The organism is Bacillus inaquosorum KCTC 13429, assembly GCF_000332645.1.
In the GTDB taxonomy this organism is placed as follows: Bacteria; Bacillota; Bacilli; order Bacillales; family Bacillaceae; genus Bacillus; species Bacillus inaquosorum.
The window spans coordinates 30,683-54,028 of record NZ_AMXN01000006.1 but is presented as its reverse complement, the minus strand read 5'-3'; the positions used below and the strand labels follow the sequence as shown (position 1 = coordinate 54,028).

23 protein-coding genes are annotated in these 23,346 nt (G+C 45.9%); 10 read left to right on the top strand and 13 right to left on the bottom strand.

Features of this window, described 5'->3' with window-relative positions; translation table 11 throughout:
- Positions 1-10: 10 nt before the first annotated feature.
- Both ycnJ and BSI_RS06010 read left to right on the top strand, forming a co-directional pair.
- Positions 11-1,636 (top strand): copper transporter YcnJ, encoded by a 1,626-nt coding sequence (gene ycnJ / locus BSI_RS06005; RefSeq protein WP_003240223.1) that lies wholly within the window; start codon positions 11-13, stop codon positions 1,634-1,636.
- Positions 1,637-1,649: 13 nt separating this feature from the next.
- On the top strand, positions 1,650-2,264 hold the full coding sequence (locus BSI_RS06010; protein ID WP_003240221.1) for a YcnI family copper-binding membrane protein: 615 nt from the start codon (positions 1,650-1,652) through the stop codon (positions 2,262-2,264).
- A 44-nt stretch (positions 2,265-2,308) separates the two neighbouring features.
- Here BSI_RS06010 and gdh read toward each other — a convergent pair whose 3' ends face one another.
- The 4 genes from gdh to gabT form a co-directional block, all read right to left on the bottom strand.
- Positions 2,309-3,094, bottom strand: a complete 786-nt coding sequence (gene gdh, locus BSI_RS06015) for a glucose 1-dehydrogenase (RefSeq protein WP_003240219.1) — start codon at positions 3,092-3,094, stop codon at positions 2,309-2,311.
- A gap of 18 nt (positions 3,095-3,112) precedes the next feature.
- Complete coding sequence (glcU, locus tag BSI_RS06020; protein ID WP_003240218.1) at positions 3,113-3,976, bottom strand: glucose uptake protein GlcU; 864 nt, start codon at positions 3,974-3,976, stop codon at positions 3,113-3,115.
- 123 nt (positions 3,977-4,099) lie between these two features.
- Positions 4,100-5,488: a succinate-semialdehyde dehydrogenase gene (gene gabD / locus BSI_RS06025; protein ID WP_003240216.1), complete on the bottom strand. Its 1,389-nt coding sequence runs from the start codon at positions 5,486-5,488 to the stop codon at positions 4,100-4,102.
- 68 nt (positions 5,489-5,556) lie between these two features.
- Entirely contained in the window at positions 5,557-6,867 is a 1,311-nt protein-coding gene (gene gabT / locus BSI_RS06030) for a 4-aminobutyrate--2-oxoglutarate transaminase (protein WP_003240214.1), read from the bottom strand.
- A 105-nt stretch (positions 6,868-6,972) separates the two neighbouring features.
- On the opposite strand from gabT, the gene gabR reads away from it, so the two are divergent.
- On the top strand, positions 6,973-8,412 hold the full coding sequence (gene gabR / locus BSI_RS06035) for a MocR-like transcriptional regulator GabR (protein ID WP_003240212.1): 1,440 nt from the start codon (positions 6,973-6,975) through the stop codon (positions 8,410-8,412).
- A gap of 1 nt (position 8,413) precedes the next feature.
- On the opposite strand, the gene BSI_RS06040 is transcribed toward gabR, so the two are convergent.
- Positions 8,414-8,728, bottom strand: a complete 315-nt coding sequence (locus BSI_RS06040) for an ArsR/SmtB family transcription factor (protein ID WP_003240210.1) — start codon at positions 8,726-8,728, stop codon at positions 8,414-8,416.
- Positions 8,729-8,866: 138 nt separating this feature from the next.
- Here BSI_RS06040 and BSI_RS06045 point away from each other — a divergent pair, with 138 nt between their 5' ends.
- The 4 genes from BSI_RS06045 (at position 8,867) to BSI_RS06060 (ending at position 12,399) form a co-directional block, all read left to right on the top strand.
- Complete coding sequence (locus BSI_RS06045; protein ID WP_003240208.1) at positions 8,867-9,154, top strand: putative quinol monooxygenase; 288 nt, start codon at positions 8,867-8,869, stop codon at positions 9,152-9,154.
- A 16-nt stretch (positions 9,155-9,170) separates the two neighbouring features.
- Entirely contained in the window at positions 9,171-9,920 is a 750-nt protein-coding gene (gene nfsA, locus BSI_RS06050; RefSeq protein WP_003240207.1) for an oxygen-insensitive NADPH nitroreductase, read from the top strand.
- A 162-nt stretch (positions 9,921-10,082) separates the two neighbouring features.
- Positions 10,083-10,961: a TetR/AcrR family transcriptional regulator gene (locus tag BSI_RS06055; RefSeq protein WP_003240202.1), complete on the top strand. Its 879-nt coding sequence runs from the start codon at positions 10,083-10,085 to the stop codon at positions 10,959-10,961.
- 19 nt (positions 10,962-10,980) lie between these two features.
- On the top strand, positions 10,981-12,399 hold the full coding sequence (locus BSI_RS06060; protein WP_003240201.1) for an MDR family MFS transporter: 1,419 nt from the start codon (positions 10,981-10,983) through the stop codon (positions 12,397-12,399).
- A 44-nt stretch (positions 12,400-12,443) separates the two neighbouring features.
- Here BSI_RS06060 and yclQ read toward each other — a convergent pair whose 3' ends face one another.
- Genes yclQ through yclN form a run of 4 tightly spaced genes read right to left on the bottom strand, consistent with a single transcriptional unit; the run spans position 12,444 to position 16,064 of the window.
- Entirely contained in the window at positions 12,444-13,400 is a 957-nt protein-coding gene (gene yclQ, locus BSI_RS06065; RefSeq protein ID WP_003240199.1) for a petrobactin ABC transporter substrate-binding protein YclQ, read from the bottom strand.
- 21 nt (positions 13,401-13,421) lie between these two features.
- Positions 13,422-14,180 carry a petrobactin ABC transporter ATP-binding protein YclP gene (gene yclP, locus BSI_RS06070; protein WP_003240196.1) on the bottom strand — a complete coding sequence of 253 codons (759 nt, stop codon included), beginning with the start codon at positions 14,178-14,180 and terminating at the stop codon, positions 13,422-13,424.
- Complete coding sequence (gene yclO, locus BSI_RS06075; RefSeq protein ID WP_003240194.1) at positions 14,174-15,121, bottom strand: petrobactin ABC transporter permease YclO; 948 nt, start codon at positions 15,119-15,121, stop codon at positions 14,174-14,176. The genes yclP and yclO overlap by 7 nt, the downstream gene beginning before the upstream one ends.
- Entirely contained in the window at positions 15,114-16,064 is a 951-nt protein-coding gene (yclN, locus tag BSI_RS06080) for a petrobactin ABC transporter permease YclN (RefSeq protein ID WP_003240192.1), read from the bottom strand. The genes yclO and yclN overlap by 8 nt, the downstream gene beginning before the upstream one ends.
- A gap of 383 nt (positions 16,065-16,447) precedes the next feature.
- On the opposite strand from yclN, the gene BSI_RS06085 reads away from it, so the two are divergent.
- The gene (locus BSI_RS06085) at positions 16,448-17,821 is read left to right on the top strand and encodes an aspartate kinase (protein ID WP_003240191.1); all 1,374 of its coding nucleotides are present in this window, start codon (positions 16,448-16,450) and stop codon (positions 17,819-17,821) included.
- A gap of 142 nt (positions 17,822-17,963) precedes the next feature.
- Positions 17,964-18,071 (top strand): YjcZ family sporulation protein, encoded by a 108-nt coding sequence (locus BSI_RS0121360; protein ID WP_019257466.1) that lies wholly within the window; start codon positions 17,964-17,966, stop codon positions 18,069-18,071.
- Positions 18,072-18,166: 95 nt separating this feature from the next.
- Here the strand turns inward: BSI_RS0121360 and phrC are convergent, their stop codons facing one another.
- From phrC to yclJ, 4 genes are all read right to left on the bottom strand, one after another.
- Positions 18,167-18,289 carry a phosphatase RapC inhibitor PhrC gene (phrC, locus tag BSI_RS06090; RefSeq protein WP_003240188.1) on the bottom strand — a complete coding sequence of 41 codons (123 nt, stop codon included), beginning with the start codon at positions 18,287-18,289 and terminating at the stop codon, positions 18,167-18,169.
- Positions 18,273-19,421 (bottom strand): response regulator aspartate phosphatase RapC, encoded by a 1,149-nt coding sequence (rapC, locus tag BSI_RS06095; RefSeq protein ID WP_003240186.1) that lies wholly within the window; start codon positions 19,419-19,421, stop codon positions 18,273-18,275. The genes phrC and rapC overlap by 17 nt, the downstream gene beginning before the upstream one ends.
- A 162-nt stretch (positions 19,422-19,583) precedes the next feature.
- Positions 19,584-20,999, bottom strand: a complete 1,416-nt coding sequence (yclK, locus tag BSI_RS06100) for a two-component system sensor histidine kinase YclK (protein ID WP_080030875.1) — start codon at positions 20,997-20,999, stop codon at positions 19,584-19,586.
- Positions 20,986-21,669, bottom strand: a complete 684-nt coding sequence (gene yclJ / locus BSI_RS06105) for a two-component system response regulator YclJ (protein WP_003240180.1) — start codon at positions 21,667-21,669, stop codon at positions 20,986-20,988. The genes yclK and yclJ overlap by 14 nt, the downstream gene beginning before the upstream one ends.
- Positions 21,670-21,880: 211 nt before the next feature.
- Here yclJ and BSI_RS06110 point away from each other — a divergent pair, with 211 nt between their 5' ends.
- Entirely contained in the window at positions 21,881-23,341 is a 1,461-nt protein-coding gene (locus BSI_RS06110) for an ABC transporter permease (protein ID WP_003240177.1), read from the top strand.
- Positions 23,342-23,346 lie beyond the last annotated feature (5 nt).

Below are 23,346 nucleotides of genomic sequence, written 5' to 3'. Positions count from 1 at the left end.
TGTCTGAGTGATGAAGCAAAACAGATGGTGGATCATCCTTCTGCTTTTTCTTGTTTTCCTGCCGAAAACAAGCTTTGCTCACGCCTATATTGTCAAATCTTCACCTGGGGAAAACAGCGAATTAAAAAGCGCCCCTGCACAGGTGGAGATCGAATTTAATGAACCGGTTGAAGAAGGGTTTCATTACATTAAAGTCTATAATTCAAACGGCGACCGGGTGGATATGGACAAGACTGAAATCCAAAAAGACAACAATCACATCATGACAGTAAAGCTCAAAAAGAAGCTGCCGCATGATGTATACAGAGCGGAATGGAATGCCGTGTCCGCAGACGGGCATCCGGTTTCCGGCGTCATTCCGTTCAGCATCGGGAAAGCGGACGGCGGATTCAGCAGCCAAAAAGCAGCCGGCTCAGCGCTGAATCCGGCAACAGCCGCAGACCGCGCGATACTGTATACAGCTTTATCTCTGTTTATCGGAACGGTTTTCTTCCATCTCTTCTGGTATAAAGGGGATTCAGAACAGCTCACCAAACGGACAAGACGTATCCTGATCGTTTCCATCGCCGCATTGGGTCTGGCGCTTTTGCTTCAGCTTCCGATTCAGACAAAAGCAAACGCGGGCGGCGGCTGGGGCAGCGCCTTCCAGCCGGGCTACATCAGAGAAACACTGTTTGAAACTGCGGGCGGCGCAATTTGGATCATACAGGCCGTGCTGTATGTGCTGCTTGCACTGTCTGTGATCCCTGCGATACGCAAAAACCGCTTTTCGTCCTTTGGCTATTGGACAGCGCCGCTCATTTTCTTTTTCGGTCTCCTGCTTGCCAAAGCGTTTACCGGGCATGCTGCTGTCGTTGAAGAAAAAGCGATCGGCATTTTGATGGATTTCCTTCATTTATCTTCCGCTTCCATCTGGGTCGGCGGGGTTGCAGCACTCGTTTTGCTGCTCGCAAAAGAATGGAAGCAGCCTGATAAAACGCTCGCATGGGAAACGGTAAGCCGGTTCTCCCCATGGGCGCTTACTGCAGTCGGCGTCATTTTGTTTTCAGGCTTGCTCAATGGATTTTTCATCATTCGTTCCATGGATTCACTGTTCCATACAGCGTACGGCCAGGCTCTTTTAGTGAAAAGCGGACTGTTTGTTTTGATGCTGATCTTAGGCGCGATTCATTTTCTGCTCACCAGAAAACGGCGCCGTGCAGGAATCAGCGGAACACTGAAAGCGGAATGGGGAATCGGCATCGCTGTATTAATCACAGCGGCCGTGTTTACAAGCCTGCCCAGCCCGCCTGAGCCGGCGCCGGAACCGTTCTATCAAACCAAAGCGATTGAAAACGGGCAAAGCGTGTCTCTCAGCATCAGCCCGAACCAGCCAGGCAAAAACGTATTTGAGCTGCGGGTCACTGACCATAACGGCAACCCGGTGAAAAACATCCAGCAAATCACGTTAACCATTTATAAAACAGGCCTGTCAGGCAGCGAAAACAAAAGCACGTTTCAATTAAAAGAGAAAACAAAAGGCGTCTTCCAGGATGAAAACCTATCCATTAATGAAAAGGGAAACTGGAAAATCAAAGTCCACGGGCTGACCGGAGACTTTAACGAAATCAATATCATCTTTACAAAGACCAATTAAAGGAGTGTTTGAGTTGTTAAAAAAAATCGCATTCACACTATGTCCGGCTATTGTCGGCTCTCTCTTATTCTTTACGGCCCCAGCCAGCGCGCACGTTACTGTAAAGCCTGCTGAATCCGCTGCAGGCTCTTGGGAGACTTATACAATGAAGGTTCCTTCTGAAAAAAATCTGCCGACAACAAAGGTTGTCCTCAAGATGCCAAAGGATGTTGAATTCCAGCAATACGAGCCAATTCCGGGCTGGAAGGTATCCACTCAAAAACACGATGACAAATCAGTGTCCGTGACGTGGGAAGCAACTGACGGCGGCATTCAGGAAGGACAATTCCAGCAGTTTACCTTTGTTGCCAAAAACCCTGAAAAAGCCGAGGAAGCCGCTTGGGACGCCTACCAATATTACAAAGACGGCAGCATTGTTGAGTGGACAGGTGACGAGGATGCGGATACACCTCACTCCATTACAAAAATCACCGCTGCAAAGCAAGTGACAGATGAGCACGGCGCGACGAAAACAGAAGACGATTCCGAAGACTCAGGTTCTTCAGCTCTGGACATCACAGCGATTGTGCTGTCTGCGGCTGCCATTATCTTATCTATAGCGGCACTGGTAAAGAAAAAGCGTGCCTAATCAAAAAAGCGATCCAGATGTCATGTCTGGGTCGCTTTTTTTGATTAACCGCGTCCTGCCTGGAAGGCAGGATATTTCGTCATTCCGCCGTCCGCAAACAACGTGATGCCTGTGACGTAGCTGGATTCCTTCGAAGCAAGCCACACTGCCACTGCGGCGATTTCCTCGGGTTCGCCGATATATCCCATCGGAATCATGCTTTCTACATCTGCTTTCTGTTTAGGGTCAGCAAATTTTTCAGCATTGATTGGCGTGTTGATCGCGCCTGGCCCGATATTGTTGACGCGAATGCCCTTCGGCGCGTATTCCAAAGCCAATGTTTCTGACATCAGCTTAATTCCGCCTTTACTTGCCGCGTAGTGGACAAATAACGGCCATGGAATCCTTTCATGTACGCTGGACATGTTGATGACATTTCCCTTGATATCGTTTTCTACGAAATATTTAATCGCTTCACGACTTCCTAAAAAGGCGCCTGTTAAGTTCGTGCCGATGACCTTATCCCAATCCTTCAGGGGCATTTCGTGAGACGGCACAGGATTTTCAAGTCCGGCATTATTAATCATAATATCAAGCGTGCCGAACTCTTTAATGGCAGTTTGCACGATATTTTTTACATCTTCCTCTTTCGTGACATCTCCCTGGACGATAACGGCTTCACCGCCCGCCTTGATGACCTCTTCTTTTACTTCGTTCGGATCCTGTTTATCACTATAATAGTTGATGACCACTTTTGCCTGCTCCTTGCCGAAGCGAATGGCCATTGCCTTTCCTAGCCCTGAAGCGGCTCCTGTAATAGCGACGACTTTTCCTTTTAAATCTGGATACATATACATCCTCCTCAATTGTTATGAATTTGTTTTGGCAATTCCTAAAAATACAGCGGCCGCAATAATCAGGGCAATCCCGATGGCAATCGCAATGAGCTGGCGTTTTGTTTTCTTTTCACGCAGGATGAAAATGCCGCCGAGCGTAGAAATGACAATTCCCATTTGCGAGAGAGAAAAGCTTGTTGCGACACCGACTCGCGGCTGAGAAATAAACAAAAACATATTTCCGCCTGCCCAGATTAAGCCCGGGAGAATATTTCTGATCGCATACTTGTTAAAGGGTTTATGCTTGTAGGTTAAAGCAACGCCCCCAATCACCATCCCAATCGCCTGCGGCAAAAGAGCCGACCAGCCGGACACATTGAACAATCTGGCGACGACTACATAAACCAAATAACCTAGCGTCGAGACAAGAAGAATCAAGATGCCCTTTTTTAAGTTACTTGGCTCTCCCTCTTTCCTGTCTTTCTTATCTTCCAATGACGTGAGGATGATTCCCACAATGATAAAGATCAGAGCGAGAATGCCAAGCGTAATCGCAATCGGTGTAGACCATTCGCGGAACACGATCACACCGAACAGCGAGGTCGAAACGAGCTGCATTCCGGTGGAAATCGGCATTGTTTTGGACACACCCATCAATTCAATGCTTTTCAGCTGGTTGCTCTGTCCAAGGGACCAAAATAAGCCGGATACGATGCCAACAATAAAAATGCGCAATGACAAAACGGGCTGAACAAAAAAGTAAATCACGATAGAAACAATAAGCGCTCCGATCGTCGTTCCCAGTGTCTGGCTGTACGGCCCGCCGCCTAATTTCACATTGAAGAGAACAATGCTCCCCCAAAACAAAGCCGGGAGAAGAGCCAATAATAAATCCATTGTTGGGGAACCTTCTTTCAAAATGTATTTGCTGTTATTTTGGCTGGAATTATTGTGTTTATTCGCCAGAACAACAAAAAGAGCTGCCGGAAGATCCGGCAGCCCTCAGGAGCTTGCATTCTTTTACAAACCGATGGACATATATTTTGTTTCAAGGTACGGCTCGATGCCTTCCGAACCGCCTTCACGGCCGATGCCGCTTTCTTTCATTCCGCCGAATGGGGCTTGAACCGCTGACGGTCCGCCGTCATTCCAGCCGATAATGCCATACTCAAGATTCTCGGAAATATAGATGCCGCGTCGGTAGTTTTCTGTGAAGAAGTAAGCAGCCAAGCCGTACGGTGTATCGTTGGCAAGCTGAATTGCTTCATCAATATCAGAATACGTGACGATCGGTGCAACCGGGCCGAATGTTTCCTCGTGCATGATATTCATGGACGTATCGACATCGGCGAGCACTGTCGGATTGACAAAGTAGCAGCCTTTGTCATCGTTTCGGTCATACGTGCCCCCCGCGAGAACTTTCGCCCCTTTTTCAACGGCATCATCAATTTGGCTGATGATTTTTTCGAAGCCTCTTTTGTTGATAATCGGGCCGACATTGACGCCTTCTTCAAGTCCGTTTCCGACTTTAAGCTTAGACACTTGCTCGCTCAGTTTCGCAGCAAATTCATCTTTGATGGATTCATGGACGATCAGGCGGTTAGCACACACGCATGTTTGCCCCGCGTTTCGATATTTGGACACCATCGCTTGTTCAACGGCAAGGTCAATATTGGCATCCTCATCCACGATGAGCGGCGCATGTCCGCCGAGCTCCATAGAGATGTGTTTCACAGTGTCCGCACTGTTTTTCATGAGGATTTTCCCTACTGGCGTTGATCCTGTGAACGTGATTTTACGGATTTTCGGGCTGCTTGTGAACACATTCCCGATTTCTTCTCCGTCGCCAATCACAACCTGAAGAACATCCTTCGGAATACCCGCTTCATATGCGAGGCGCGCAAGCTCATATGCAGACAGCGGTGTGTCCGGTGCCGGCTTGATGATAAACGTACAGCCGGCAGCAAGAGCAGGCGCCGCTTTGCGTGTAATCATCGCATTCGGGAAATTCCAAGGCGTGATGGCGGCAACAGGGCCGACCGGCTGGCGTGTGACGACAATTCGTTTACCGGTTGTCGGAGCAGGAACCGTTCTTCCGTACACGCGCTTCGCTTCCTCTGCGAACCATTCGATATAGCCTGCGCCGTAGAGCACTTCGCCGACTGCTTCTTGGTACGGTTTTCCGTTTTCTTTTGTAATTAAATCTGCAAGTTCTTCTTTATGTTCAACAATCAGCTCATACCATTTTTTCAATAGAGACGCTCTTTCGTTCGCTGATGTTTTAGACCATGTTTTAAACGCTTGATGTGAACGTTCAATGGCTTCTTCTACTTCTTTGGCCGATTGCTGAGGAATCGTTTTGATCTCCTCGCCCGTAGCCGGGTTGTAGACCGTTAATTGATCTGGCATATTGAACATTCCTTTCTTTTCATGATTACTTAAAATGATAGCAGACACAGCCGTTTTCTTTCCAATGATTAAGCTCGCAGGCCTGCCTCCAAGATGCTGAGCCCTTCATTCAGAAGACTGTCCGAGATGACAAGCGGCGTCAGAAAGCGGATGATATTGCCGTTAATTCCCGCAGTCAGCAAAAGTAATCCGTTTTGATTTGCATACGCCGCGATCGCTGCCGCTTTCGTTTTATCAGGCTCACGCGTGTCAGGATCCTTGACAATTTCGATTGCCGCCATTGCCCCGAGTCTGCGGATGTCACCGATGAACGGGAATTCTTGTTTCCACTCATACGCCTTGTCTTCAATGTTTTTGCCAATTTCTTCAGATCGCTCATTCAGCCCTTCTTCTTCAATGATATCCAATACAGCCAACGCTGCCGCGCACCCGAGCGGGCTGCCGGCATACGTGCCGCCCAGCTCCCCTGGCGCTGCTGCATCAAGCATTTCCGCGCGGCCGATCACACCGCTTAACGGCAATCCCGCTGCAAGTGATTTAGAGACCGTGATCAAATCAGGCACTACATCAAAGTGCTCAATTGCGAAATAAGTGCCGGTTCTGGCAAATCCGGTTTGAATTTCATCAGCGACAAAGACAATGCCGTGTTCCTTGCAGAATGATGCGACGTGCTGCACAAATCGTTTCGAAGGAATGATAAAGCCGCCTTCTCCCTGCACTAGCTCCATCACGACACAGGCTACCGTTTCAGGCGCGACTGAAGCGATGAAGAAATCATTGAACGCTTGGATGACCATGTCGTCATAGCTTTCATCACTCATGCCGGCCGGCTTCTGATAATAATATGGGAACGGCGCTTGATAAACCTCTGACGCAAAAGGGCCGAAGCCGAATTTATAAGGTTTGACCTTGCTCGTCATGCTCATCGTCATATTCGTGCGCCCATGAAATCCGCGTGTAAACGAGACAACCCCTTGGCGCTTTGTATACTTTCTGGCGATTTTCACAGCATTCTCTACCGCTTCCGCCCCTGAGTTCAGGAAGATCGCTTTTTTCTCATGGCTGCCCGGCGCAATCCCACACAGTTTTTCCGCTAATTCGATATAAGACGGGTACATCATGACATTGAAGCCCGGGTGAATCAGCTCCTCCGCCTGCCGCTTCACAGCCTCAACCACCTTCGGATGCGAGTGTCCGACGTTTAACGTTCCGATGGCGCCTGCAAAATCAATAAATCTCCGGCCGTCCAGATCATACAGCTCAGCCCCTTCTCCTTTTACCGCCAGACTGCGGTTGCCGTTGCTCACACCTTTTGATACGAATTGATCCCGTTTTTGCTGCCACTGGGCAGTCGTAATGTTTGCTGTTGTTTGACTCATGTGAATGTCCCCCTGTCGCTATTTTCTTATCATTCTGACTTCTTTTTGGTATGATGAAAAGTACCAATTATAACTTTTTGATGGTATCAGAAGGAGAAGCCGCATATGGACATCACAATCACACTCGACCGCTCAGAACAAGCCGATTATATTTATCAGCAAATTTATCAAAAGCTGAAAAAAGAAATCCTCAGCCGCAATCTGCTTCCACACTCAAAGGTTCCCTCCAAACGGGAGCTGGCTGAAAAGCTGAAGGTCAGCGTAAACTCAGTGAATTCAGCCTATCAGCAGCTGCTGGCTGAGGGATATTTGTACGCCATTGAGCGAAAGGGTTTTTTCGTTGAGAAGCTGGACATGTTTTCTGCCGAGGAGCACCCCCCATTTGCACTGCCGGATGACCTGAAAGAGGTTCACACAGATCAGAGTGATTGGATTTCGTTTTCACACATGAGTTCTGATACAGACCATTTCCCGATCAAAAGCTGGTTTCGCTGCGAGCAAAAAGCGGCCTCCCGCTCATACCGCACGCTCGGCGATATGTCGCATCCGCAAGGGATATATGAAGTGAGAGCGGCCATCACCAGGCTCATTTCCCTGACGCGGGGCGTAAAATGCAGGCCGGAACAAATCGTCATAGGGGCAGGCACACAGGTGCTCATGCAGCTATTGACTGAGCTTTTGCCAAAGGAAGCAGTGTATGCGATGGAGGAGCCCGGTTACAGGCGCATGTACCAGCTTTTAAAACATGCCGGAAAACAGGTGAAAACGATCACGCTGGATGAAAAAGGCATGTCGATCTCTGAAATCAGCAGACAGCGGCCTGATGTGCTGGTGACGACCCCATCGCATCAATTTCCGGCCGGAACGATTATGCCTGTATCCAGAAGAATTCAGCTGCTGAACTGGGCGGCCGAGGAGCCGCGCCGCTATATTATTGAAGACGATTATGATAGTGAATTTACATATGATGTAGACAGTATTCCGGCGCTTCAAAGCCTCGACCGTTTTCAAAATGTCATCTATATGGGCACCTTTTCAAAGTCCCTTCTCCCCGGCTTGCGGATCAGCTATATGGTTTTGCCGCCTGAGCTATTGAGGACATACAAACAGCGGGGCTACGATCTGCAGACATGCTCGTCTCTGACGCAGCTCACCCTGCAGGAATTTATCGAGTCCGGAGAATATCAGAAGCATATAAAAAAAATGAAGCAGCATTATAAAGAAAAGAGAGAACGCTTGATCACTGCTTTAGAAACAGAGTTCAGCGGAGAGGTTACCGTAAAAGGGGCAAATGCGGGACTGCATTTTGTCACCGAATTTGATACCAGCCGCACCGAACAAGACATCCTGGCACATGCCGCCGGCCAGCAGCTTGAGATCTTCGGAATGAGCCGATTTGATTTGAAGGAAAACAAGCGGCAAACGGGCAGGCCCGCTCTCATTATCGGCTTCGCCCGGCTGAAGGAAGAAGAGATTCAGGAGGGTGTCGAGAGGCTTTTCCGTGCTGTTTACGGACATAAAAAAATCCCCGGTACAGGGGATTGATTCACCAGCGGTCCTGGTCCACATTCAGCACGGCATCAAGCAGGCCCGGAAACGCCTTTTCAAGGTCTTCAGCCCGAAGCGAATAATACCGGCGCTTTCCTTCTATGCGAACTTGAGCGATGCCTGATTCTCTTAATACTTTAAAATGATGTGACAAAGTCGATTTGGCAACCTGTACATCCGCACAGGTGCCGCACGTTTTTTCTTTCGCTTCAGCTAATTGCTTGACGAGCTCTAAACGAAGCGGATCACTCAGTGCGTGAAGAACCTTTGTCAGCTGCAACGTTTCTGTTTCTGGATGGTTTGGAATGTTCATGACACAAATGTATCACACAACAATTAGAATGACAATTTTACTATTTAAGGGTTTTTCCTTTACCTCATTTTAAATACATGTTACAGTTAGTTCGATGAAATTCGAACAATAATCAGTATAACGATGGAGGAGATTGACATGATCGTATTACAAGCTTATATCAAAGTAAAACCAGAAAAACGCGAGGAATTTTTGAGCGAGGCGCAATCGCTTGTTCAGCATTCAAGAGCTGAGGAAGGCAACGCACAATACGACCTATTTGAAAAAGTAGGCGAAGAAAATACATTTGTGATGCTTGAACAATGGAAAGATGAAGCGGCGATGAAATTCCACAATGAAACTGCGCATTTCCAAGGATTTGTAGCAAAAGGAAAAGAACTGCTGAGCGCTCCTCTTGATGTTGTCCGCACAGAGCTTAGCGAGTAAGGAAAGGGTGTCCCATATGAATGAAGTCATCAAATCATTAACAGACCACCGCTCGATTCGCAGCTATACAGATGAGCCTGTAGCTCAGGAACAATTGGACCAAATCATTCAAGCAGTACAGTCAGCCCCATCTTCTATCAACGGGCAACAAGTGACTGTAATCACAGTGCAGGATAAAGAGCGCAAAAAGAAAATCTCCGAGCTGGCAGGCGGACAGCCTTGGATTGACCAGGCTCCTGTTTTCCTGCTGTTCTGCGCAGACTTCAACCGGACCAAAATCGCGCTTGAGGATCTGAATGATTTCAAAATGGAAATCACAAATGGCTTAGAATCTGTTCTTGTCGGCGCAGTAGACGCTGGTATCGCCCTAGGCACAGCGACAGCAGCGGCTGAATCACTCGGACTTGGCACGGTTCCGATCGGTGCGGTTCGCGGAAACCCTCAAGAGCTGATCGAACTGCTTGAGCTTCCGAAATACGTGTTCCCTTTATCCGGCCTTGTCATTGGCCATCCTGCCGACCGTTCAGCGAAAAAACCGCGCCTTCCGCAGGAAGCAGTAAATCATCAGGAAACATATTTGAATCAAGATGAGCTGACTTCTCATATTCAGGCATATGATGAGCAGATGTCTGAATACATGAATAAGCGGACAAACGGAAAAGAAACAAGAAACTGGTCACAGAGCATCGCTTCCTATTATGAGCGCCTGTACTATCCGCATATCCGTGAAATGCTTGAGAAACAAGGATTTAAAGTTGAAAAATAAGTCTCACCCGGCCTGTCGGATTTTCCGGCAGGCCTTTCGATTGTCCGGTTAAAATCCATTGACTTCTATTTAGTTTATTTGGTAAAATTTTTTCATTGTTACTCATTGGTTTTCTGTGAACCAATGGGTTTTCTAATGTTCAAGAAAGAAGGAAGCCATGAGATGCTTGATAAAAAAACTGATATCTTGTTAGCTGCGCGAAAGCTTTTTTCGGAAAAGGATTTTACGTCGGTTTCCATGCAGGCGATCGCAGAAGAATGCAGGATGTCAAAAGCTTCGATATATAAGCTGTTTCAATCTAAGGAAGATCTGCTTTTGGAGCTGCTGTCATTTAACCAGAAACAAATGGTGGCCGCGGCCTCAAGACTTCAGGAAAATACCGCGCTGACACCGGAGGAACGTTTGATGCAAAAGGTCAAAATGGAGCTGGAAGGCTTCAGGCGGAATCAGCAGTTTTTCAATATGCTGACCTACGGAAACCCCAAGCTGCATAATAACCGGGTCAAACAGCATATCCATCAGACCAGATCAACGATTATCTGCTGGCACCGCGATTCGCTGATCCAAGCTTACGGAGAAACCATTCTCCCGTTTGTGTGGGATTTGGTCATCATTCTTCACGGCATGATGCGTGAGTTTTTAATGCTGATTAAAATAGAGGAAAAACCGCTTGAGCTTGACCCAATCGCAGAGTTTATCATCAGCACCCTCAATCAGATTGTCAAAAACAAGGAAACCCGGCAGTCTCTTCTTCCGCAAGAAGCCATCGAGCTTTATATTCATTCAGCATCCTCCTACAAACCAAAGGATAAATCAGCCCTATTGTCGGAAAGCCTGAAGGAATTACATAAAGGCATCTCTTCCCTGCCTGCCGCGGACTATGACGTAGATGAACTGACATCAGCAGCCGCCATGCTGGAGGAAGAAGCGAAGAAGGAAGAACCCCGCGCTTTTTTGCTCAAATCACTGATTGGCTATCTGGAACAAACCGGTGTTTTAACACAGCCCGTTTCGATGTTAAAAACACTGTTAATTACTTAGAGAAAAGAAGGGATATGTATTGAACACAAGTATTGAACAAAAACCTTTTAACCGTTCTGTCATTGTCGGCATTTTGTTAGCCGGGGCGTTTGTCGCGATTTTGAATCAGACGCTGTTAATTACTGCACTTCCCCATATCATGAGGGATTTCAATGTCGATGCCAACCAAGCGCAATGGCTGACCACTTCATTTATGTTAACCAACGGAATATTAATTCCGATTACCGCGTTTTTAATTGAGAAATTCACGAGCCGGGCGCTGCTCATTACAGCAATGAGCATTTTTACTGCCGGAACAATCGTCGGAGCGTTCGCGCCGAACTTCCCGGTTCTGCTGACAGCGCGTATTATTCAAGCGGCTGGAGCCGGCATTATGATGCCGCTCATGCAGACCGTATTCCTGACGATCTTTCCGATTGAAAAGCGCGGCCAGGCCATGGGTATGGTCGGATTGGTCATCTCGTTCGCGCCTGCGATCGGACCGACTCTTTCCGGATGGGCAGTCGAAGCTTTCTCTTGGAGATCACTGTTTTATATCATTCTTCCGTTTGCTGTGATTGATTTAATTCTTGCCAGCATCCTGATGAAGAATGTGACGACTTTAAGAAAAACACAGATTGATATTTTATCAGTTATCCTATCGACATTTGGATTCGGCGGCCTTCTGTACGGCTTCTCAAGCGTCGGCTCTTACGGCTGGACCAGTTCAACCGTCTTGATTTCACTGCTGGTGGGTGTCATCGCACTGCTCCTGTTTATCACAAGACAAATGAAGCTTGAAAAACCGATGCTGGAATTCCGCGTCTTTACGTTTGGCGTGTTCAGCTTAACAACACTGCTCGGAACACTTGTCTTTGCATTATTGATCGGTACGGAAACCATCCTGCCGCTTTATACACAAAACGTCAGAGACGTCACAGCTTTTGATACAGGGCTCATGCTTCTTCCGGGAGCCGTCGTGATGGGCTTCATGTCACCGATTATCGGCAGAATCTTTGACCGTGTCGGCGGAAGAGGCCTGGCGATTGCAGGTTTCTGCATCATCTTCCTGACATCGCTGCCGTTTATGCAGCTGACTGACCATACGTCACTCGCTTGGATTGTCGTTTTATACACTGTTCGTCTTTTAGGTACCGCCATGATCATGATGCCGGTGACGACAGCCGGAATCAACGCGCTGCCGCGCCACCTGATTCCGCACGGAACAGCGATGAACAATACCATTCGCCAAGTCGGCGGCTCCATCGGAACTGCACTATTGGTTTCCGTCATGAGCAACCAGGCGGCACACGCAGGCACGACAAATGTAAAGCACGCCGCTCTGCACGGCATGAACGCCGCTTTTATCGTGGCAGCCTGCATTGCACTTGTCGGCTTCCTTCTCTCCTTTACATTAAAGAAACCTCAGCGCCCTGCCGAACAGCAGCCGGCACGCTGATCATAAAAAAAGAGCCCGCTTTTTAGCGGAGGCTCTTTTGGATTTTACTTCTCTAAACCGTCTTTTACTTCTTTAATCATTTGCGTCATAGACTCAAGTCCGCCTCCTGATAAATACCAAGTAGCAGAATCAAGGTAAACGACATGATCATTTTTCACTGCGTTTACGTTTTTCACATAATCGTTTTCAACGACTTGTTTTGTAGATGATGTTTCTCCGATTGCTGTACCGCGGTCAATGACAAACAGGTAATCAGGGTTTGTTTTTGAAATGTACTCATAAGAAACGCTTTGTCCGTGAGTAGACGCTTTGATGTTTTTATCAGCCGGTGTCACGCCGAATACGTCATGGATCAGGCCGTATCTTGATTTAGAACCAAAGGCGCTGATTTTGCCGTCGTTCGCCATAATCACAAGACCGTTTTTGTTCAGCTTTTCAGCTTTTTTCTTAAGATCTGCAATTGAGTTATCAATTGTTGCAAGTTCGTCTTTTACTTCATCTTCTTTATCAAAGATTTTTCCGATTGTTTGTGCATCTGATTTAAATGTTTCCATGTATTTCGCTGTGTCTACGCCAAGATAAATCGTCGGCGCAATTTTAGAGAATTCTTTGTAAGACTCAGATTGTCTGCCTGAGATAATGATCAGGTCAGGGTCTATATCCGCCACTTTTTCGAAGTCCGGCTCTTTTAAGCTTCCGACATCAGCATATTTGTCATCTTTGAATTTAGACAGATAGCTTGGAAGGGCTTGTTTCGGAAGGCCCGCTACTTTATCATCAAGACCGAGTTTATCTAACGTATCTAAGCTGCCAAAATCAAATACGACTACTTTTTTAGGATTTTTCGTCACTTTTGTGCCGTTTTTGTCCAGCTGGTGTTTTACTGTGATTTGCTCTTTCTTTGAATCAGAACCTTTGCTGCTGCTTGTGCTTTGGTTTCCGCATGCAGAAATGACAACTGCCGTCACCAAAGCGATGAATAGTAATGCGAACTTTTTCATGCTCTTCACCTCTTCTATATATTAAGAAAAATAAACACCTATTCTTTGATTATCAATCGTCTGAATCGGAATGGTCATATCGTAGATTTCCTCAAGCACAGAGGTTTCAATAATCTCCTCAGGCGGCCCCTCTTTTACGATTCGGCCGTTTTTCAAGGCAACGATATGATCGGAGTAGACGGATGCGAAGTTAATATCATGAATAACGATCACGATTGTTTTCCCAAGCTCCTCTACCAGCCGTTTCAGCAGTTTCATAATTTCAACTGAATGTTTCATATCCAGGTTGTTCAGCGGCTCATCCAGAAAAATATAATCTGTGTCCTGGGCAATGACCATTGCGATAAATGCCCTTTGGCACTGTCCGCCGCTCAGCTGATCCAGGTATTTGTCCTGAATGTCTTCCAGCTTCATATAGCCTAGCGCCTGATTGATATGAACCCAGTCTTCCTCTGTCAGCCGGCCTTGTGAGTACGGAAATCTGCCGAAGCTGACGAGGTCTTTGATGGTGAGCCTGATATTGATTTGGTTCGCCTGCTTCAAAATGCTCATTTTTTTGGCAAGCTCTTTGCTGTCGCAGGCTCCAATCTCTTGTCCGTCTATGAAAATCTCGCCGGAATCCTTTTTGATCAGGCGGCTCATAATAGACAGCAGTGTGCTTTTGCCGGCGCCGTTAGGACCGATAAACGAGGTAATTTTGCCTTTTTGAATCGTGACTGACGTCTCTTCAAGGACAACTTTCCCGCCGTATTGTTTGCTTACATTTTTGACCTCTACCATGATTTATTCTCCTTTAACAGCAAGTAGATAAAATAAATCCCGCCGGCAAAATTAATAATGACGCTCAGCGTCGTTGAGAAGGTAAACACTTTCTCAACCACAAACTGCCCTCCGACCAGCGCAATGATGCTGATGAAGACGGAGCCTGCGATTAAGTATGAATGCTTATATGTTTTCAGGAATTCTCTCGCCAGATTGACGACAAGAAGGCCTAAGAACATAATCGGCCCGACTAGCGCGGTTGAAACAGAAACAAGGATCGCAACCACGACCAGCATCTGCTTCACCACTTTGTCGTAGTCAATGCCCAAGTTCACGGCGTGCTCGCGTCCGAGCGACAGCACGTCGAAAAATTTTGTGAAACGCCAGACATAAACGCCTGTCAGCAGGAAGATGATGAACGCGAGCCATAACAAATCCGTATTGATGTTGTTAAAGCTGGCAAACATCTTATCCTGCACAACTTGAAACTCATTCGGATCAATCAGCATCTGCATAAAGGAAGACAGGCTGCTGAACAGCGTGCCAAACACGATTCCGACGAGCAGAAGGAAAAAGATATTTCTCCCCTCTCCCTTGAACATGATCTGATAAAGAACTAGGGAAAACAGTATCATCAGCAGAACAGAGATGATAAAGTTGATGTTTTTATTCATGATGACAATATTCGCAGAACCGAACAAAAAGATAATGCCGGTCTGAATCAGCATGTAGAGAGAATCAAGGCCCAAGATGCTCGGCGTCAGGATGCGGTTATTCGTAATCGTTTGAAAGATCATGGTCGAAAACGCAATCGCTCCCCCCGTCAGCACAATGGCAGCGACCTTTTTGATTCGTCTCGGCAGGGTGTAATCCCAATTGCCTAAGTCATAAAACAGAAACAAGCCGATACATATCAAGGCTAAACCAACGAGCAACGCAATTTTCATCTGGTTACGCATATGCTTTTCTCCTTAACAGCATAAACAGGAAAATGCCGCTGCCGATGATTCCGACCATCAGGCCAATCGAGATTTCGTAAGGGAAGATAATGATTCTGCCCAATATATCGCAAAACAGCACAAAAACCGCTCCCAATAGCGCAGTATGCGGCAGGCTGCTCTTGAGATTGTCTCCTCTGTAAATCGATACAATATTCGGGATGATTAAACCGAGAAACGGCAGCATACCGACAGTCAAAATGACAAGAGACGTGACCAGGGACACGATAATGAGCCCGATGTTCACAACCCGTTTGTACTTCAGGCCGAGGTTGACAGAAAAGCTTTCTCCCATACCGGCCACTGTGAATTTATCCGCATAAATATAGGCAATGATGACGAGCGGAATACTCAGATAAAGAAGCTCGTATCTTCCTTTCACGACTAAAGAGAAGTCTCCTTGAAGCCATGATGACACATTCTGGATCAAGTCATATTTATATGCGATAAATGTCGCGATTGAACTGACAATACTCCCGAGCATTAACCCGACAAGCGGAATAAAGATCGTGTCGTTAAACTTGATTCTTTCAAGGATTTTCATAAACAGAAAATTTCCTGCAAGGGCAAAGACAAATGCAACCAGCATTTTCATTAAAGGACTGGCGGATGTAAACAGCAGCAGGGAAATTAAAATGCCGAGCCTCGCCCAATCCATCGTGCCCGCCGTCGTCGGTGACACGAATTTATTTCTGCTGATCTGCTGCATAATCAAACCGCAGATGCTCATGCTTAAGCCAGCGATGATAATGCTGATCAATCGCGGCAAACGGCTAGCAAACAGCGTTGACGCCTCTTGGTTGCTTAAATCGAAGAGATCAAGCGGCGACAGATCTTCCACGCCGATAAATACAGATGTGACTGCTAATATGATAAGTAGAATAAATAAGTAACGTAGCTTCATGCTGCCTCCTTACATCCTTACAGCAAAAAGAACGCATCTCTACTCCGCAAGGACTCAAAACAATATGGCCATATAGTAATTGATTATCATTATCATTTACATATTACCATTTTTCTAGTGTTAGTCAATATTCTTTCAAAATATTAACCTAGTCATTTATTCAATTTTACTAATAATTCTAACCATTTTCCATCCCAAATCGTAGATTGTTTACCATAATGAACTTCGTATCGCAATTATACGGTCAGCAAACCTAACGCCATTCCTTGTGGAAAATACAAATGTTCGTTCCAGAAAGAAAATTTCCCTTGATTTACAGGACTGAAAGAGAGATAATAAGTACTAAATTTGTGTGAAAATTTTAAACATTAGGAGATGTAAACATGAAGGTCGTTAAATTCGGAGGCAGCTCACTCGCTTCAGGCGCCCAGCTTGAAAAGGTGTTTCACATCGTAACCTCAGACCCGGCACGGAAAGCTGTAGTCGTTTCAGCTCCCGGAAAACGCTATGCCGAGGATACGAAAGTGACTGATCTCTTAATCGCATGTGCAGAACAATATTTGGCAGCAGGCAGCGCCCCTGAGCTGGCGGAAGCTGTGGTGGAACGGTATGCCCTCATCGCTAATGAGCTTCAGCTGGAGCAAAGCATTATCGAAAAAATACGCGATGACCTGTTTACGCTTTTAGAAGGAGATAAAAGCAATCCCAAGCAGTATCTTGACGCCGTCAAAGCCAGCGGAGAGGATAACAACGCCAAGCTGATTGCCGCCTATTTCCGCCATAAGGGTGTGAAAGCAGAATATGTGAACCCGAAGGATGCCGGCCTTTTTGTGACAAATGAACCCGGCAACGCGCAAGTTCTTCCTGAATCCTATCAAAACCTCTATCGTCTTCGGGAACGCGACGGCCTCATCATTTTTCCCGGCTTTTTCGGATTCAGCAAGGATGGCGATGTGATCACTTTCTCACGGAGCGGTTCTGACATTACCGGCTCGATTCTTGCCAACGGACTTCAAGCCGATTTGTACGAAAACTTTACGGACGTGGATGCTGTGTACTCTGTCAATCCGTCTTTTGTTGAGAATCCAAAGGAAATCAGCGAGCTGACTTACAGAGAGATGCGGGAGCTGTCCTACGCGGGTTTTTCGGTGTTTCATGATGAAGCGCTCATTCCGGCATTCAGAGCGGGGATTCCTGTTCAAATCAAAAATACGAACAACCCGTCAGCACAAGGGACTCGCGTCGTCAGCAAACGGGATAACACAAACGAGCCTGTCGTCGGCATTGCCAGCGATACCGGCTTTTGCAGCATTTATATCAGCAAGTATTTAATGAACAGAGAAATCGGATTTGGCCGCAGAGCCCTTCAAATCCTGGAGGAGCACGGTTTGACGTATGAGCATGTTCCATCGGGAATTGATGACATGACCATCATCTTACGGGAGGGGCAAATGGACGCGGCCACTGAGCGCAGCGTCATCAAACGGATCAAAGAGGATCTGCAAGCCGATGAAGTGATTGTCGAGCATCATCTCGCACTGATTATGGTTGTAGGAGAAGCAATGCGCCATAATGTCGGCACAACGGCAAGAGCGGCCAAAGCATTATCAGAGGCAAAAGTGAATATTGAAATGATCAATCAGGGATCTTCTGAGGTAAGCATGATGTTCGGCGTGAAAGAAGCCGAAGAACGAAAAGCCGTTCAAGCGTTATACCAGGAATTTTTCGCGGGCGTGTTGGTCTCTTCATGTACATAAAAAGCGGGCGGCAGCGCCCGCTTTTTTTTATATCACCTCAGTCTAGCCGAATTGTTCAATTTTTTTCTTGTCCACTATTATCCCTGCCAAGCTGATCGTTTCTGCATATCTTATAGTATCCTTCATAGGGAGGTGAAACCTTATGTCAGGATACTCTAACGGCGGCGGTTACGGCAGTTCTTTCGCTTTAATCGTTGTATTGTTTATTCTTTTGATTATCGTAGGGACTGCGTTTTTCGGCAGCTACTAAGCAGCTGACCGTCTCTGCGGGCGCCGTAAGCTCTACCTCTTGCGGCGCTGATTAAAAAAGAAACACCCCTTCTCTTGATGAGAAGGGGCTGGTTCTTACGTCATTCCTCTTTCCGTTACATGAAAGTCGAGTGATTCGGCGTTAGCAGAAACGCCAGCCACTGTAAAAATCGCGGCTGCGGCCAAACAAATAACAAACAACTTAGATTTCAATTTCATACAAACCTTCACTCCTTTGTATTTGTTTTCTTGCCTCTTCAACTTTTAGAAAGTAGGAAGCAGACAGTTTGAACCATTTTTGTTCATAGTAGTATTTTGCTACTTCTAGGGCTAAATCCTCTATATCAGCGTACATATTTTTATTTTTTAAGTAATGGAAACATCGTTCGATTCCTTCTTCATTGGGCTGATCCTGATATAGGGATTGCAAAAACTCGAATTTTACCGCGTAGTCTGCATCGTCTGTTTCTTTAGCATATTCATAGCCCCGCTTGTGATATTCCGAAGCTTTATCATGTTTTCCCCGTTTATAATAAATCAGGGTGATTAAAAAATAGGCTTGCGGCAGCGAATTGATGATTCTGCTGCTTTCAAACGTGGAAACCGATTTTTCAAAGTAGTCAATGGCAGGGTCAAGAAGCTCTTGGTTGTAATAGCATAACCCAAGATTGTAGTATGCTCTTCCAACCAGCTGGGCTTTTTGTTCTACTTCGGCCATTTCGAGCGCCAATTTGAAATGGCGTGCGGCTTGTTCGAAATTCCTTTCATCCATCAGGTTGACCCCGAATACGAAATGGCATTGAATAATTCTCACATTATAGGTTTCCTGCTCCACATAAATTTCATAGGCGTTTTTTATATTGATCAGTGAAAAGTATGTTTGCTTCATATAATAATAAGCTTCCGCGATTTTAAAATAGAATTCAGCCCGTTCAATATGGTCTGCAACAAAGGAAAGCTTTTTCTCCGCCTGTTTATAATATGTAATGGCAGAAATAAATTCCCGCTTATCAAACTCATACATCCCGCGGAAAAAATTCACATAATAGTCGAGCAGCCCTTTGAGATCTGCCTGGTTGCTGTCGATGTTTCTTGATAATTCAGACAGGCTTGGCTGGTCTTCGATATTTAATTTCTCTAACGGCTCTAGATAATCAAGCATAAGCTGGTGGCGGAATTCCATTAGTGAATAATAGAGCAGCAAGTTGGAATCGTGCTGCATGTGTTTCAGTTCCTGCTGGATTTCAGCTTTTAACACTTCGGCATCCGGTACGCTGAATGTCCGGATATATTTGTACCATTCGTTAATTTTTTGACCGACCGCTGAAGAAGGAATTACCCCGCTCTTCATTCCTTCACCCTCTCCCATCAAAAACTGTTTATGTCATATTTTATCATGTTTACAGGCCGTCCCGACCCGAAAAACACGCAATCTTTGTTTCGGGAGCACGCAATAAACCGAAGCGATGTGCAAAAAAGGCGGCTGCATTTGACGATGCCGCCGCCCTGAATGTTATTGCTGTTTTGCCGTTAAAGGAAGGCGGATGATGAATTTCGTGCCTTTTCCTTCTTCACTCTTGATTTCTACTGTGCCCTGATGCATTTCAACGAGCTGCTTGACGATGGAGAGACCAAGTCCGTATTCCCCGTATGCCGTATTCGTTCTTGAAATATCAGCCTTGTAGAACCGCTCCCAAATATGCTCAATATCCTCTTTTGAAATGCCGATTCCCGTATCTTCAATTTCGATAATCGTCTCTTTATATCCTTCTATTCCGCGCAGCCAAATGTTGCCGTTTTGCGTAAATTGGATGCTGTTTTTCGTAATGTTGACGAGAATTTGAATTAACCGGTCATAATCGGCATGGACGATAATGTTATCCTCTACCTGAATCGTCAGCTTGTTTTTCTTTTCTTCCGCCTGCTGTTCCAAGTGCTCTTTCACAATTTCGAAAACCTCGATCAGCGGAACATCGAGCTTGTTCAAGGTAATTTGCTGGGATCTGATTTTTTCATAATCCAGATTTTCTTTTACGAGCCGCAGCATTCGCTTCGTTTCCTCACTGATGAGCGAGAAGCATTTTTCCTTCTTATCCTCAGGAATCGTATGGCTGTTCAGCCCTTCAACCAAACCGTTGATCGTCGTCAGCGGTGTCCTTAACTCATGAGACACATCAGCGATAAACTGCCTTCTCCGCTTCTCAAGTCGATCGATTTCATCTCTTGATTGCTTTAATTTTTTCGCCATGATATTAAAGTCAGACACCAGCACGCCGATTTCGTCACCGTAGCTGTTTTCCAAGTGGATATCATAATCGCCGGAAGCCACTTTATCTGTCGCTTCTCTCAGCTTTTCAATCCGTTTCACATGGAATTTGGACAGAAGCCAGCTGACGAGAATGGTAATCACAAGTGTGCTGATCACAGCGTAAAACATGTAGAGATTGACCTGATTGACCATCTGTTCAACACCGCTGATCGGAGAAATCAGCAGAACGGCGCCTTTAAATTCGTTCTGAACAAAAATAGGCTGCGCCACAAGGGACACTTCATCATCAAAACGGCCATCAGCTCTGATCATGACAGTCTGCCCTTTTTTCAGCTTATTCCATTCTGATTTCTTCAGCTTTTCCCTTGGCGGAAAACCTTCGGGCATGAAATAAGGACGCTGCTTTTCATCAAAAAGCATAAACTGTGTCTTTCTTGTGCTCAGCAAATCCTGATACGGGTACAGCCTGTGCATATCAACCTGGCCGCCTTGGAATTCGTTTGCGATCTGTACCGCATATGATGTCAATTCCTCTACTTTGTTTTGATAGGCAAACTCTTTCACAAAGTGGGAAAACAGAGAAATGATAATGACAAACGCTAAAAGCAAAATGCTGATATGGCTCAGCAGCAGCTGATATAAATATTTAATCTTCATCAAATTTATACCCTACTCCCCACACCGTATATAGGAAAGGCTTGTCTTCGCTGGCAAGCTTTTTCCGCAGCCGTTTAATATGAACATCAACCGTTCGCTCATCTCCGTAGAACTGATAGCCCCATACCTGCTCAAGCAGCTGTTCTCTGGAGAACACCTGCCGCGGGTTTTGGACAAGGTAGTACAGCAGATCGAATTCCTTCGGCGTGAGGTTTTCTACAGGCTCTCCGTTTAAAAATACTTCTCTCGTTTTCTTATTAATGGTAAAGCATTCCGACTCGATCAAATCTTCATCAATGACCGCTTTGCCTGTCGCCTGATATCTTCTGATGACGGCTTTAATGCGGGCAACCAATGTCAGCGGACTGAACGGCTTCGTGACATAATCGTCCGCTCCCATCTCAAAACCGATGACCTGATCTGATTCAGTGTCTTTGGCAGTCAGCATGATAATCGGCACCGTGCTTGTCTCTCTTATTTTTCTGCAGATGGTCACGCCGTCCATGGATGGAAGCATAATATCCAAAATGATCAGGTCCCAATTTTCTTCCGTAAAACGCTGATATCCCTCTAACCCGTCATGAACGAATTCCGCTTCAAAACCTTCCTTAAAAAAGAACATCTCCGTCATCGTACATACACTAACATTATCTTCTATCATTAATATTTTCATTGTATCCTCCGGTTGTTTTGATGCTTTTTTATATAATAGCACCATTTTATACAGAAGAATTTGTGTTTCACAATTGTTAGTTTTTATTTAATCAACTAGAAATAGATTGTTCATACTTTTTTCATACCTTTGGACTACTATTACTTTATCAACAAGCGGGCCGCCCCACAGGCGGTCTTAACAATATAAATACCTATACGGAGGAACATAAATGAACTTTATCAAACGGGCCTTTTGGAATATGAAGGCTAAAAAGGGAAAAACGTTATTACAATTATTTGTGTTTACAGTCATATGTGTCTTTGTTCTGTCAGGCCTCACAATCCAGTCGGCAGCACAAAAATCAAGCGAACTGGCCAGACAGGAGCTCGGCGGAAGCGTGACGCTCCAGGTTGACCGCCAAAAGCAAATGGAAAAACAGCAGGACAGCGGAGAAAAACGCAGCTTCGAATCAACACCGATCAAAGTATCTGATGCGAATAAGCTTGCAACACTTGATCATGTGAAGAGCTACAACTACACCACATCAGCTTCAGCCAACGCAGGAAACTTTGATGCGATTGAAAGCTCTAGTTCAAGTGATTCCAGCTCAAGCAGTTCAAGCTCAAATGCTAAAAACAGCCAAGGCGGCGGCCAAGGCGGACCGCAAATGGTTCAAGCCGATCTTTCTATCGAAGGTGTCATCAGTACAGCGTTAGTCGATGATTTCTCTGACGGAAATTCAAAAATCACAGACGGACGCGCGATTACAAAATCAGATGTCGGCAAAAAAGTAACAGTGATCAATGAAACATTAGCGGAAGAAAATGATTTAAGCGTTGGCGATTCGATCACAATTGAATCAGCCACGGATGAAGATACAACGGTAAAGCTGAAGATTGTCGGTATCTATAAAACAACGTCTTCAGGCGATGACCAAGCCCAGAATTTCTCTTTTCTAAATCCTTATAACAAGCTTTACACACCTTACACAGCAACAGCAGCGCTGAAAGGTGACGACTATAAAAATACGATTGACTCAGCCGTTTACTATATGGATGATGCGAAAAATATCGATGCCTTCGTAAAAGCAGCGAAGAAAACAGCGATTGATTTTGATACATTCACTTTGAATACAAACGATCAGCTTTATCAGCAAATGGTCGGCCCGATCGAAAATGTAGCTTCTTTTTCTAAAAACGTCGTGTATCTTGTGTCAGTGGCAGGCGCTGTCATTCTTGGCCTGATTGTCATGATGTCTATCAGAGAGCGCAAATATGAGATGGGCGTGTTAATGGCGATCGGTGAAAAACGCTGGAAACTGATCGGACAGTTCTTAACTGAAATTCTGATCGTAGCCGTTATCGCGATCGGCATTGCATCATTGACGGGAAATCTAGTTGCAAACCAGCTCGGAAATCAGCTTTTATCCCAGCAGATCAGTTCATCAACTGATTCAACACAAACCGCTAGCGGACAAATGCCCGGCGGCGGTGGCGGCATGGGCGGCGGAATGTTCGGACACAGCTCAGCAAACGTAGATGTCATTGATTCACTGAACGTTGCGGTTTCTATGAACGACATGCTTGTTCTTGGCGGAATCGGCATCTTCATCGCCATCATCGCAACATTGCTGCCGTCAATTTCAGTACTGCGGCTCCATCCGAAAACGATATTGACAAAACAGGAATAGAAAGA